The following is a 14,614-nucleotide window of genomic DNA, read 5'->3' on the forward strand; positions in this document are numbered from 1 at the left end:
ATGAAAAATGTAACCCCATCTAAAAACAGTATTTTGATAATACTATACTGTTTTTTCGCTCTACTTGTTCAGTTTAGTTATGCTCAGGATTTCAATGTATTAGTATTCCATGAAACCAATGGGTTTAGACATACTGGCGCTATTAATGCCAGTATAGCTATGTTAGAAGATTTAGGGGCCAATGCAGATCATGATACGTGGTCTGTTGATGATACCAGAGATGCATCTGTTTTTACGGATCAAAATCTAGCCAATTATGATGTTATTATATTTTCAAATACATCAGGTGGAGATTTATTAGATGATAATCAGAAGAATGCCATGGAAACATTCATACAAAACGGTGGTGGTTTTGTTGGTTTTCATGCAGCTAGTGATACATACAGAGGCACCAATGCAGGTTCTACATGGCCATGGTATAATGAGCTTGTTGGTGCCATTGTACAAACCAGTCCGAATCATACTTCTAATAATCTACCAGGCGTAATGAATGTGCTGGTAGACCATCCTGTCACTAACCATATAGGAAATGCAGGAGATGTATGGTCTCATGAAGAAGAATGGTATTATTGGGAACTAAACGGCGGACAATTAAGCGATACTAATTTTGATCTTTTAGAAGTACAGACAACAGGAAATCAAAGTTATGATGCCACTCGTCCTATTACTTGGTTAAAAGAATTTGACGGAGGAAGATCATTTTATACAGCTCTAGGTCATAATGCTACTACATATAATGATAATGAGACTTTTAGAAGAATGATCGAAAAAGCAGTGCTTTGGGTAGCAGATCGATTAGATACAAATGAGCCAGTTAATGATTGTGGCGCCACTTTAACTAGTCAATGGACAGATCTTCTTGAAAATGATTTAGATTGTTGGGAAATATGGATGGGAGTGCCACATAGCACAACTGGATTACCAGGTGCTAGTGATAATGTTACTAATGGATCTGGAACTCCTTTGGGATTAAACAATGATCCTCGAAATGTGTTTTCTATAATTGAAGAAAATGGTGAAAAACAACTCTATATAACTGGTGAAGTTTACGGAGGATTAACTACTTTAAATGAATTCGAGAATTATCATCTAAGCATGGAATTTAAGTGGGGAGAGCTAAAGTGGGAACCCAGATTAAATCGCCTTAGAGATAGTGGTATTTTATATCATTGTAATGGAGAACACGGAACGTTTTGGGATGTTTGGAAATCTTCATTAGAGTTTCAAGTGCAAGAAGGAGACCTAGGAGATTATATTGGTTTAGCAGGAACGAAAGGTTTGGTTCCGTCAGAAAATAGAAATGGATTAACCTTTACTCCTATGGCCCCATTGAATACGGGAACACTAATTAGAGCTGGATCAAACCCAGAATTTCCAAATGGAGAATGGAATTTATTAGAAATTATTGTAATTGGTGATAGAGCAATTCATTATGTAAATGGTGTTATGGTTAATGCATTGCAAGATGCTACCTGGAATGGAAATACAGTAACCAGCGGACAAATACAAATACAATCTGAAGGAGCAGAATTATACTATCGAAATATTAGGATAAAGTCAGAAACTGAATTCCCAGCAGAAGATGTTGCAACACTAGGATGGGGCGATGACACTACTCCTACTCCAACCTGTGATACTGATGCTCCCATAGGACAAATGATTGCGCTTAAAAAATCCGGTGGTGATCAAAAATGGGTTACTATCGATCCTTCTAATTCCAGCCTTATTGCAGATGGTGAAATTGCTGATAGAGCATTATTTTATGTAGAAGAACATCCCAATGGTTGTATTGCTCTTAAATCGGTAGCTAACGATAAATATGTACAAGTAGTTCGTAATTCGAGAACCACACCTATTCGTGCTACAGGTAACGCTCCAGGAACTTGGGAAAATTTTGGTTGGGAACCTAAAGGAAATAATCAAGTTGCATTAAAAAGTTTATTTAATAATGGATGGGTACAAGCTAATTGGAATATCAATAACACATCACTTTTTCCTGCTGGAAATGCGGATGGCACATGGGAAACTTTTGATTTCGAAATCATAGATAATTCTCCGACAACTACCATAGTACATATCACTAAGCGTAATGCTCCAGGTTTCGCTCTAGACGGAGATCATGGTGGTGCTAATGGACAAAATGTGTATTTATGGTCTGAGAATTCTAGCAATGTGAATCAACAATGGATTGAGATTGATCGTGGTAATGGATATTATTCATATCAAAAGATTGGAACAAATTATTGTATCGATGGAGATCATGGTGGTACAAATGGACAAAATGTGTATTTATGGAATTGTGCCGAAAACAATCAAAATCAGCATTGGTTAAAAGTTGATGTAGGAGATGGAGCTTTTCAATTAGTTAAACGTAATGCTTCAGGTTTTGCCATCAATGGTGGTAATGCGGGATCCAATGCTCAAAACGTTAACCTATATGATTCTTCTAATACAAGTCAAAATCTACATTGGATTATTACTCCAATTGATGATATCAAAGCACCAGAAATTTCAGAAAATACCAATATCATCTTATATCCTAATCCAGCTGCCAACTCTATTACTATTGAAGGCGCTTCAAATGCTGTAGTCCGTATCTACGATATCAATGGAAAGGTTGTTTTAAACAAAAGTTTAAGCTCCGAAAATGAGATCATAGATATACACACTTTTGCTAAAGGAATGTATTATCTAAAGATTCTCGGTGATATGGAAAATAGGGTAATAAAATTTGTAAAGCTATAAACCCTTTAAAAATGAAGTAAATACTAAACTAAATTATACAAATCGATAATTTAGTTTAGTATTCTATCACAAAATTGAAAGTTCTTGCAAAATAAGCAGACTATTTACTCATCAAAAAACTAGTAGCATGAGTAAAAGTTTTATTAGTGATATCGCTTTTAGTCCAGAAGTTAAAAAGCGCCAAGAAGAAATGGGTTCTCGAAAGACCTATCAAAAAATGGCAGAGCGTAGAGATTGGCAAGATACTATAACGGAAGGTTTAGAATCATTTCTTGCGCTAAGAGATTCATTTTATATGGCTTCTGCAAACAACGAAGGCCAACCTTACATTCAGCATAGAGGTGGACCGAAAGGTTTCCTGAAAGTTTTGGATGAAAAACATTTAGCTTTTGCAGATTACTCTGGAAACAGACAATATATTTCTGTGGGTAATTTTGATGTAAATAACAAAGTACATCTCTTTTTAATGGACTATCCAAATAGAATGCGAATAAAAATTTGGGGAGAAATCGTTCCTCAGACTGAAGAAGACGTTACTCTTTTTGAAAAAGTTTCAGATAAAGATTATGCAGCTAAAGTAGAACGGATTATTAAAATTAAAATCAATGCTTGGGATGTAAACTGTCCTCAACATATAGAACAACGATTTACGATAGAGGAATTTCAACCTAGAATACAACGATTAGAAAATAAAATAGAAGAACTAGAAAAACAGTTAAAGGAATTTCAGGATAAGAAATAACACTAATCTGTTTCTTTAAAAGAAGTACCGAAATTACAAAACATAACGAACTCTAAAAGTAATAAATCTGGGAAGAATAAAAGTCTCTGTAGAAGAAACAAACAAATTATTTGCTGTATTATTTACTCTAGATTGCACATCTAATATATTCGTGGCTCTAAGTTCATATTCCCATTTAGCATCTTTATCTTTTCTATAAGATAAGGAAGCATTCCATGTATCAAATGACTGAGCATTACCTCCTGATCTACGTTGTCTAGTATAGGTGTAATCGGTAACAAAAGTGAAGGATTTCCAGATATATGCATCAAAATCTATAGAAGGAGCATCCGTATAAAAAGTGGTTTTATTAGACCCTTGTGTATTGTTTGTAATACTATAATTATAGCGCACACTTATATTTGGTGCCTTTTTAAAATTTGTTCGTAAAGCTGGAGTATAACTCTGTGTAAAGCCTTCATTTACCGAACGTCGATCCTGAATAAATTGATTAATCTTGTTATAATTGTAGTTTACATTTAGCGTTGCCCTTAGCTTGCCAAAAGTTCGTTGTATACGACCAAAAGCAGAAAGATTTTCATCCGCGAAACTAGAATTAAAAAATGTGCTAGTGGTAATAACATTGTCAAAACTAGTCAAACCGCGAATTTGATCTATGTTTTTAGAATAAGCTAGTCTTGCAAAAATATTGGTGTAATTAAATAAGTTGAAACTAGAATAAAACAAACTCAAATTATGAGATAACGCATTCTGTAATTCTGGTTCTCCAAATTGAATACTATTAAAATTATTTAGCACGAGGCCTTGGGCTAATCGAGTTACATCCGTAAATTGATTCCTCATGTCATAGCGAAATGTAAGACTTTCATTTTTCTTAAACTGAATACGCGTTTCAAAATCTGGGAGTACTCTAAAAAAGTTTTCTTCAAAACGTTCTCCAAATTGGGTGTTCTTATTTCCATAGGAATGTAATGATACACCAGGCGTGATGATAAACTTACCTGTTTTAAAGCGATAATGCGCTCCTAGATAAAAATCACTAAAGGTATATTTGGTATCATTTGTTGCTCTTCCTTCATTAAAAGTAGGAATAGGATCAAATGTTGTATCTGATGTTAAAAATTGAAACAGTCTAGAATCAAACTGTTGTTGACTAAAAATTGATCCCAAAGTTATATTCAGATTACTTTTTGCATTGATAATATAAAAATAGTCAAGCTTTGCGTCTAATTGATTCGATTTAATTCTTCTATTTTGACCAAGATTATAATTCTCAAGGCTTGTATCTAAACCAAGAACTTCTGCAGTGTTATCAAATGGATCATTAGAATCCGGATCAGTATTGTTAGTAGGATCATTAGTAAGTTGAGCATTATAGAAAGGATCTTCATCCTTTATCAGATGTTCTGCTTCTAACGCAAAAATACTTTTCTCATTAAGTGTATAGTAATATTTCAAACTTTGGTTGATACTATAAGGTGTATTTTCTTCATTTTCTGTTGTACTACCTAAAACAGAAGAGAAAAAGTTTTGATTTTGAACATCTTTAGAAATTCTTCCTAAAACATCATAATCTACCTGATTACTCACATTAGGCTTATAAGATGCACTTAATTTAAGGAGTCCTTGATCTGATTTTTCTTGATTATTTTGTTCGGTTGACTCATCCGGAATACCCAGATCAGCATCTGTATATTGATTAAAACTTAATTGTCTCGAGGATAGATCACTTACATTAAAAATAGCAAATCCACTGATATCTAGCGATTTATTAGGTGAATAACTAAAATTTGCAGCTCCCAATATATTTTCGATATCGGTAGCATTATTCTGATTGGTCAAAAATCCTAAGTCGTTATTACCTAAGTTAATACTAGTTCCACTGCTCCTACTTGGAGCTCTAAATCCACCTCCAAAACTTCGAATATCTCTTCTGGATAATGCAACATCTCCAGTATTATTAAAATCCCCAATAAAGTTAACACTATACTTTGGACTGTAGTAAAACAATTTGGGTTGTACTACATATAACCCTTCATCAGTTGATGCTCCTCCACCAACCGTAACGTTTCCAAACCAAAAACTTTCTTTTCCTTCTTTCAGTTTAATATTTAGTGCTACATTATCTTGATTATTCGTTACTCCACGTAATTGACCTACTTCAGCATAATTTCTTAATACTTGTATTTTATCAACTGCTTTGGACGGAATATTTTTAGTGGCTACCTTAGTATCTCCATCAAAAAAATCTTTTCCATTCACCATCAGTTTGTTTACTACCTTACCTTCTACTTCTACTTGTCCTTCTTCATTAATCTCTACTCCTGGTAAATTTTCTAATACATCTTCCAGTTTACGTTCTGTTCCTGTATTAAAAGAGTCTGCATTATATATGAGTGTATCTCCTTTTACAGTTACCGGCATTTCATAGGTGATCTGAACCTCATCAAGAGCATTGCCAAGCTTTAAAACAATATTTTTAGTAATGTCTTCTTCTCCTGTAGAAATAATCTCTTCATAACTTTCCATCCCTACATAACTGGCGGTAATTTTATATTTGGTATTCGTACTCAGTTCGAGCTTATATTTTCCATTAGTATCAGAAGTACCGTAGGCTTGTAAAATGTTCGTTTCCTGATTAAAAGCTACAACATTAGCAAGTTCTAAAGGATTACCAAGGCTATCTTTTACAATTCCCTGAAGCTGAACTTGACAAAAGGAATTAGATATAGCAATACAGCTAAATAATAAAATAAGTAAAACTCTCATGGATCTGCGATAGATAAGGATCTACAATAACTCTATTATCTTCCTGTTCTTCCTGGTCGTTGTCTTCCTCTATTATTCCGCATTTCTTGCATCTTTCCAGTAATGATCTCCTTATACTCCTTTTTAGTTACAACCTTACCTTTTTTAGGAGCTTCTATAGATGACTTTTCTTCTGGGTTCATAACAACTTTAAAACACAGCATGGTCGTATTTCCAACATTTACCTCTAGAATTAAACCTGGCAATCCCCAATATTCAGAAGGTCCGGAACTGACAGGAATGTTAAGCGTATACCATGCAGTTACTTCAGTCATATTAACTTCTTCACCGTTTTCTTTATCAGCGGCTCGTAATTCACTCCACGAAAAATCATACCACGTAAGATCGGCGGTAGGTATCGCAGCTGTTGCTTTATAACAGGTATAACCACCTATTTGTTTGGTCTCGGCTCCCATTTTCCAATCTATCGATGGAAGTTTATCCTTTACCAAAAAATTTTTTCCATAAAACTCCTGCTTTTGAACAAGTTCATTGGTTTTTACATTCTTATATTGTGCTCCAGGTGAGAAATTCTTACCCCAAGTATCTGTCGCTCCAGAAAGTACATCCACATCTAATTTCTCATCTTCTTTAAAAGTCGATGCAGCTTTATCAAAAGTTAAGATGTATGTTTTTTCTAATCGATTCTTCAAACGTGCAGCTACTTGTTTTTTCTGAGCTTCACTCAATCGTGCTCCCCAACTTCCTAATTCCATTGTGGATTTTGAATAGTAATAGGCTTTTCCCTGAAAATCTTGAGAGAAAATATTTAATGAGAAAAAAAGAAAAAAGAAAAACGGTAAGAGGCTACTAGTAAAATTTTTCATCTGAGATTAGTTTTGTTTAACGAATATATACAAATGTTAAACAAATAAACTATTCTTTATTAAAACATTAACGGAATGTAGAAAGTAAACTCGAGCAAAACGGAAAATCACAAAACTTTGTAAGCAATAAATAACCTCAGTTTTTTCTTCTCTTCTTATGAATTTCTTTGCTATTGTCTAAAAAACCAAACTAAACACAGTTCCTTCATCTTCTTTACTATTTACGAGTATTTTACCTTTATGCAATAACATAATCTGTTTACATAAACTAAGACCAATACCGCTACCAGTTGATTTACTCGTAAAAAATGGAATAAAGATACTCTCCATTATATCCTGAGGAATTCCAGAACCATTATCGTATACTTTAATAACAATATTCCTATTTGGTTTTTGCTCTGCAATTACTCTTATTTGTGGTTGCTCTCTATGTTTACAGGCATCTACAGCATTTACAATTAGATTTATTAGCACTTGCTCTATGAGGTAGCTATCAATATTTAATTCTAATTTCGGAGGTGTTACTTTAAAATCTATATGAATGTTCTTTACATCCAGTGAGGGTTGCATCAATAGCTTTATGGTGTCGAATAGTTCTACTACCATTTTCTTTTCCAAGCTCAAATGCGTTACTTTACTAAGACTACGATAGGTTTTAGCAAACTTTAGTAGCCCCTCACTCCTATTCTGAATAGTTTTGATACCTGCATTGATGTCTTGTAATTCTAGCGGATATTCCTCTGGATTATCTAATGTTAACTGTAAATGTGTTTGCAATGTATCTGCCAATGACGAAATAGGAGCAATAGAATTCATAATTTCATGAGTCATCACACTCAATAACTTTTTCCAAGCTTCTGATTCATTTCTATTTAAAGTATCATCAATATTCTGCAGTACGATTAGTTTAAACGGATCATCCTTTACCTGAAAAACAGTATCAGAAATGAGAACTTTTATCTTTTCATTTTGTACTGCTATAGAAATGGAATTGGGTTCTCTATGATAGGTTTCAAAAATAGCATCATACAATTCTGGTTTTCTACCTTCTACAAAGCGAATATTTTTAAACGATGGAAAATCAAGTGTTTCTCTAAAGGAATCATTGGACCACAAAACATCTCCTGTATCCAGATTATACGCAATAATTCCTATGTCTACCATTTCTAATATTTTTTGGAGATATACATATTGCGCTTCATTCTTAGAATTAATTTCTTTAATAGTACGATTTACTTCATTAAAACCTCTATATAAAAATCGAATATCTTTAGGACCTCTATCTTCTGGAAACCATCGTGAAAAGTCTCTATATTTTACAGCCTCAAAAAAATCATCCATCACTACAAAACGACGTTTTACGAAAACATAGGTGGTGTAGCCGAAATAAACAATTACAAAACTTACTATAGTTCCAATACTAGTATATCCCTTATCAAAAGCATATACCACACCTAAGATAAGCCCTACCAAAACTAAAATCCTTAAAAAAAGGCGGGTGATATAACCGTTATAATTCATATTTGTCTAACCTTCTGTATAACGCTGCTCTTGTGATTCCTAATTCTTTTGCTGATTTAGAAACATTTCCTTTATTCTTCTCCAGAACTGTAAGAATTGCATTTTTCTCTATACTATCTAAATTCATTGTAGTGGTCGATGAAGTCTTGGTTGTTTGGCGTTCGATAGTTGAAAACACCAAATCCTCTGGTTTCAAAACATTTCCATCTGTCATAATTACTGCTCTTTCCAAAACATATTGTAATTCTCTAACGTTACCTGGGAAATCGTGTTTTTTTAATTTAGATATAAATCCAGAATCCAACGAAAACTGTGCTTTATTATATTTATCCGCATAGATACCGATAAAGTGTTTTGCTAATAACGTAATATCAGTTCCTCTATCTCGTAATGGTGGCATAACGATATCCACCGTATTTATTCTATAAATCAGATCTTTTCTAAACTTCTGCTCATCTGCCAATACTTTGGGTTCCAGGTTTGTTGCACATATCAACCGTATATCGATCGGTATTTCCTGATTAGAACCTAAAGGAGTTACTAATCTATTTTGTAATACGGTTAATAATCGTACCTGTTGTCCTAGGGTGATATTTCCTATCTCGTCTAAAAATAAAGTACCGCCGTTGGCAGCTTCAAACCTTCCTGTTCTATCCTCTTTCGCATCTGTAAAAGCACCTTTTTTATATCCAAACAATTCACTTTCGAAAAGAGAAGAAGTAAGCGCTCCAACATCTACTTTTACAAATGGCTTATTCCTCCTATTAGAATTATCATGTAATGCTCTTGCGATTAAATCTTTACCAGTACCATTCTCTCCAAGAATCAAAACATTCGCATCTGTTGGAGCGACTTTTTTAAGTTTTAAGAAAACATCTTTTATCGCGTCGCTTTCTCCAATGATGGTACTCGTAGAAAGTGTTTGAGGATTTTTGTTGGTTGTATTAGATTTTCGGGCTTTTAATAATGAACTAATAGTATTTATTATTTTTTCATTCTTCCATGGTTTTACCAAAAAATCCGAAGCTCCTTCTTTTAGGGCTCTAATCGCCAAATCGATATCAGCATACGCTGTAATTAAGACTACATCGGTATCAGGTCTAGATTTTTTAATTTCATTTAACCAAAATATGCCCTCATTACCTGTATTTACCAAACCATTGAAGTTCATATCCAAGATGATAATATCAAAACTCTTCTTGTCTATCTGAGCACCAATATTACTTGGATTTTTTTCAATAATTACCTCCTTTACCAAAGGCTTTAATAAAAGACGCAATGCAGTTAATACATCTACATCATCATCTATAACTAAAATCGTAGCTTCCTTTAATACCATTGATACAATATTACAATATTATCCTGATGTCGTAAAAATTATAAAAACAAAATATTTTGGGATTGCTAAATGTACTATTTCCGAACAGAAAGTGTATCAAAACCGAACACTTTTATTTTTACAAAAAAACATTAAATACTGATAATCAGATATTTATTTTTTTGGCATCATCTTGACTATCTAAAGATTGTAATTAAAAAATCAATCAATGGACGTTCCAATTCAAAAAAAGAAATTTTCTAAATCACGTATAGCGATGGTAATAGGTGGTTTATTAGTAGTAGCACTCATCATCTTTGTCTTTTCTCAATCTCTGGGAGGATCTAAATTAAATGTAGAAAAGGAGCGTATCGCTATCAGTACTATTAAAAAAGATGTGTTTCAGGAAAACATTCCTGTAAACGGAATTGTCCTACCTATTACAACAATCTATTTAGATGCATTAGAAGGCGGAAGAGTTGAAGAAAAATATGTCGAAGATGGAGCAATTATGAAAAAAGGAGAGCCTATCCTAAGATTATCTAATACAGACTTAGAATTAAGTCTGATCAATCAGGAAACATCGGTGTACAATCTACTTACTCAGATGCAGATTTCTCAAAATGCAGCAAGACAAAATACGATTAATCGTCGTAATCAATTTACGGATGTAGAAAATAGCCTTATCGAGGCAAAGCGAGTATATGAATTAAACAAAAGACTATATGATAAAGGAGCTGTAGGACGACAAGAGTATGAATCCTCTGAGAACAATTACAAATACCAGCAAGAAAGAATGCAGTTAGCCAAACAAGTATTAAGTCAAGATTCTATCTCTACTAAACTAGAATTAAATCAAGCACAAAGCTCTTATACCAGAACTCAAAATGCTTTAGAATTAATGCGAAAAAAAGTAGGAGATCTTGTCGTTCGAGCACCGGTAGATGGTCAATTGACTTCTTTAGATGCGGAAATCGGACAATCTAAAAACAAAGGAGAGCGATTAGGTCAAATAGATGTACTTAGTGGATATAAAGTAAGAGTTGATATCGACGAGCACTACATCTCCAGAATATACAACGGTCAAAAAGGAACCTTCAGTTTTAATAACAAGATGTATACCCTAGTGATCAAGAAAGTATTCACTCAAGTAAATAATGGTCGTTTCCAAGTAGATATGCAATTCGAAGGTAATGTTCCAGAAGGAATTAGAAGAGGACAAAATCTACAAATAAGAGTGGCACTTAGTGCAGAAAAACAAGCCCTGTTAATCCCTAAAGGTGGATTTTTCCAAAAAACAGGTGGAAACTGGGTTTATAAAATAAGTGAAAACGGAAATTCAGCATATAAAGTGAACATAAGTTTAGGTAGCCAAAACACTGAATACTATGAAATTATCGATGGATTACTTCCTGGAGATAAGGTAGTAACCTCTAGTTACGACAGTTTTGGAGATACCGAAGAATTAATATTAAAGTAAAAGCAATCAATTAAAAAAATAGATCGAAAATGATACAAATAACTGATTTAGAAAAGTTCTACAGAACTGAAGAAGTACAAACTATCGCATTAAACAAATTATCGTTTGAAGTAAAGGAAGGTGAATTCGTAGCCATCATGGGACCATCTGGATGTGGTAAATCAACCTTATTAAACATCCTTGGATTGCTCGATGATCCAGATGGAGGAAGTTTTAAATTCAATGGAGAAGAAGTTGCTGGATATAACGAGCGTAAGCGTTCAGATCTTCGTAAGCATAATGTAGGTTTTGTATTTCAGAGCTTTAACCTTATTGATGAGCTTACTGTTTTTGAAAACGTAGAATTACCTCTTATTTACACTGGTGTAAAACCTGCAGAACGTAAACAACGTGTAGAAGAAGTTTTAGAAAAAATGCAAATCATGCACAGACGTAATCACTTCCCTCAGCAATTATCAGGTGGTCAGCAGCAAAGAGTTGCCGTAGCAAGAGCTGTAGTAAATAATCCAAAATTAATTCTTGCCGATGAACCTACTGGAAACCTAGATAGTACAAATGGTAATGAGGTTATGGATTTATTAATAGAACTTAATGAAGCGGGAACTACAATCATAATGGTAACGCATAGCGAACATGATGCCAAATACAGCCATCGCATTATCCGAATGTTAGACGGTCAGAAGGTAACAGAAAATGTATTAGTGTAGAGGTCATTCATCAAATCATCAAAAAAAACGAGCAATCATGATTAAGAATTATTTTAAAATAGCGTGGAGAAATCTTTTAAAGAATAAGGTCTATTCTTTTATCAATATATCCGGTTTAGCTATAGGAATGGCGGCCACGATACTTATAGGTCTTTGGATACACGATGAACTTAATCACAATAAGCATTTTGAAAATCATGATACGATTGCTCAAGTGTTCCAGCATGAATCTTCAAACAACGTCGTAGGAACAGGACCTGCAATTCCAAGACCATTAGAATTTGCTTTGCGAGAAAAACACAATGATAATTTTAAGCATATCATTATGTCTTCTTGGGAACAACCAAGGTATATCCGATATGGAAATACCAATATTAACAGACGTGGTTATGCGATGCAAGAAGGTGCTCCAGAAATGTTAAATCTAGAAATCATTGTAGGAGAAAAAAATGGAATCAAAGAAAAAAACTCCATTATGTTATCCGAATCCTGTGCTCAAGCATTATTCGGAGATAACATAAGTATAGCTATTGGAAAAATAGTAAAAATTAATAATCGTGATGATCTTGCGATTACAGCTGTTTTTAAAGATAATCCAGAGAATACTTCTTTTAAAGACATGGATTATTTAGTGCCTTGGAAATACTATATCACTACACAACCATGGTTAGAACGTGCCAAAACTGCTTGGGGTAATAATTCATTTCAGTTATTTGTGCAGATCAATGATAACACCACTATGGAAGCTATTACTTCTAAAATCATTGATGTAAAGAAAAATGCCTCTCCAGAAGAAGCAGAATTTAATCCGCAAATATTTCTTTTTCCAATGAAAGATTGGTATTTGAGAAGTGAGTTTGAAAATGGAATTCAAACAGGAGGACGTATCGAAAACGTGTGGTTATTTGGTATCATCGGAATATTCATTTTATTGCTTGCTTGTATCAATTTCGTAAATCTAAGTACCGCTCGTTCCGAAAAAAGAGCAACGGAAGTTGGGATTAGAAAATCTATTGGTTCACAAAGAGGACAACTTATATTCCAGTTTTTAAGTGAATCATTTTTAATCGTTGTGTTGTCATTCGTTGTAGCAATAACCATTGTACTCATCAGCTTAGGCGGATTTAATAACTTGGCTAGTAAGGAGATTCTTTTTCCTTGGGCTAACCCAATCTTTTGGATCATTTCTGTATTATTTATTTTACTTACAGCATTCTTATCCGGAAGTTATCCTGCACTCTACTTATCATCATTTAATCCAGTATCGGTATTAAAAGGAACTTTTAAAGCTGGTCGTTTTTCTGCACTTCCAAGAAAGATATTGGTGGTCACACAGTTTACGGTATCTATCGCATTAATTATAGGAACGCTGATTGTCATGAATCAAATTCAACATAGTAAAAACAGACCCACAGGATATGATAAAGAAGGATTGGTGCAAATGCCTGTAATGAGTAGTGAATTTATCGGAAAAGCTGATGTAATGCGAGATCAATTCATAGCTTCTGGAGGCGCTATAGAAATGGCAACTACCAGTAGTCCTACAACAGATGTCTGGTCTAATCGAGGTGGATACACTTGGGAAGGTAAACCAGTAGGGTTTCAGGAAAATCTTGCTTATACAGATGTGTCTTATGAGTTTGTAGAAACATTAGGCGCTGAAATTATTGAAGGAAGAGGTTTCTCCAGAGATTTTCCATCCGATTCATCGGCAGTTATTTTAAACAAAACCGCAGTGGCATATATGGGTATTAAAAATCCTATTGGAAAACTAATCAGACATTCTGATGAAAATGACCCTAACCCACCTCTTAAAATTATTGGTGTAATCGATGATATCATTATGCAGTCGCCTTATAGCCCGGTAAAACAATCTATGTATGCTTTTGATCAACACGGAAATGTTTCTTATTGGAACTTAAGACTAAATCCAGAAAATAGTGTTCGAAAAAACTTAGAAATCATAGAAGGAGTTTTCAAAGAGAATTTCCCTAACGTTCCTTTTGATTATCAATTCATAGATGAAGAATACGCGAAAAAGTTTAGAGCCGAAGAACGAGTTGCAAGCCTTTCTAAAGTATTTACGGTATTAGCAATCTTTATCAGCCTTTTAGGTTTATTTGGACTTGCTTCATTCGTTGCAGAACAACGTACTAAGGAAATAGGAATTCGTAAAATATTAGGAGCTTCGATTACACACTTGTGGATGCAATTATCTAAAGATTTCATCACTTTAGTAATGATTGCACTTATCATGGCGGCTCCATTGGCATATTACTTTATGAGTCAATGGCTTCAAAAATTTCCTTATAGAATCAATATATCCTATACAACTTTTTTAATTGCTGGTTTAGGTGCATTGCTCATCACAATCATTACGGTAAGTATCCAAGCCATACGAACCGCAACTACCAACCCAGCCAATTCTTTAAGAACGGAATAAATCATCAATCAAAAAACGAACAG

Annotated in this window: 9 protein-coding genes; 5 read left to right on the forward strand and 4 right to left on the reverse strand. The window is 33.9% G+C overall.

What is annotated here, in order from left to right; all coding sequences use genetic code 11:
• Positions 1–2,745: a ThuA domain-containing protein gene (locus ACWNT5_RS11620; RefSeq protein ID WP_456517414.1), complete on the forward strand. Its 2,745-nt coding sequence runs from the start codon at positions 1–3 to the stop codon at positions 2,743–2,745.
• A 127-nt stretch (positions 2,746–2,872) separates the two neighbouring features.
• Positions 2,873–3,487 carry a pyridoxamine 5'-phosphate oxidase family protein gene (locus ACWNT5_RS11625; RefSeq protein ID WP_456517415.1) on the forward strand — a complete coding sequence of 205 codons (615 nt, stop codon included), beginning with the start codon at positions 2,873–2,875 and terminating at the stop codon, positions 3,485–3,487.
• Positions 3,488–3,520: 33 nt separating this feature from the next.
• Here ACWNT5_RS11625 and ACWNT5_RS11630 read toward each other — a convergent pair whose 3' ends face one another.
• The 4 genes from ACWNT5_RS11630 to ACWNT5_RS11645 form a co-directional block, all read right to left on the reverse strand.
• A complete protein-coding gene (locus ACWNT5_RS11630; protein WP_456517416.1) occupies positions 3,521–6,256 on the reverse strand; it encodes a carboxypeptidase regulatory-like domain-containing protein in 2,736 nt (911 codons plus the stop codon).
• Positions 6,257–6,291: 35 nt separating this feature from the next.
• Positions 6,292–7,122: a GLPGLI family protein gene (locus ACWNT5_RS11635; protein ID WP_456517417.1), complete on the reverse strand. Its 831-nt coding sequence runs from the start codon at positions 7,120–7,122 to the stop codon at positions 6,292–6,294.
• Between the two features lie 177 nt (positions 7,123–7,299).
• On the reverse strand, positions 7,300–8,643 hold the full coding sequence (locus ACWNT5_RS11640; RefSeq protein WP_299607380.1) for a sensor histidine kinase: 1,344 nt from the start codon (positions 8,641–8,643) through the stop codon (positions 7,300–7,302).
• Positions 8,633–9,982 (reverse strand): sigma-54-dependent transcriptional regulator, encoded by a 1,350-nt coding sequence (locus ACWNT5_RS11645; protein ID WP_299607382.1) that lies wholly within the window; start codon positions 9,980–9,982, stop codon positions 8,633–8,635. The genes ACWNT5_RS11640 and ACWNT5_RS11645 overlap by 11 nt, the downstream gene beginning before the upstream one ends.
• Positions 9,983–10,190: 208 nt before the next feature.
• Here ACWNT5_RS11645 and ACWNT5_RS11650 point away from each other — a divergent pair, with 208 nt between their 5' ends.
• Genes ACWNT5_RS11650 through ACWNT5_RS11660 form a run of 3 tightly spaced genes read left to right on the forward strand, consistent with a single transcriptional unit; the run spans position 10,191 to position 14,591 of the window.
• Positions 10,191–11,441, forward strand: coding sequence for an efflux RND transporter periplasmic adaptor subunit (locus ACWNT5_RS11650; RefSeq protein ID WP_299607384.1), 1,251 nt, complete (start codon positions 10,191–10,193; stop codon positions 11,439–11,441).
• A 29-nt stretch (positions 11,442–11,470) separates the two neighbouring features.
• Entirely contained in the window at positions 11,471–12,148 is a 678-nt protein-coding gene (locus tag ACWNT5_RS11655) for an ABC transporter ATP-binding protein (protein ID WP_299607386.1), read from the forward strand.
• A gap of 37 nt (positions 12,149–12,185) precedes the next feature.
• The gene (locus tag ACWNT5_RS11660) at positions 12,186–14,591 is read left to right on the forward strand and encodes an ABC transporter permease (protein WP_299607388.1); all 2,406 of its coding nucleotides are present in this window, start codon (positions 12,186–12,188) and stop codon (positions 14,589–14,591) included.
• Positions 14,592–14,614 lie beyond the last annotated feature (23 nt).

It is taken from the genome of Aquimarina sp. 433, from assembly GCF_054054605.1.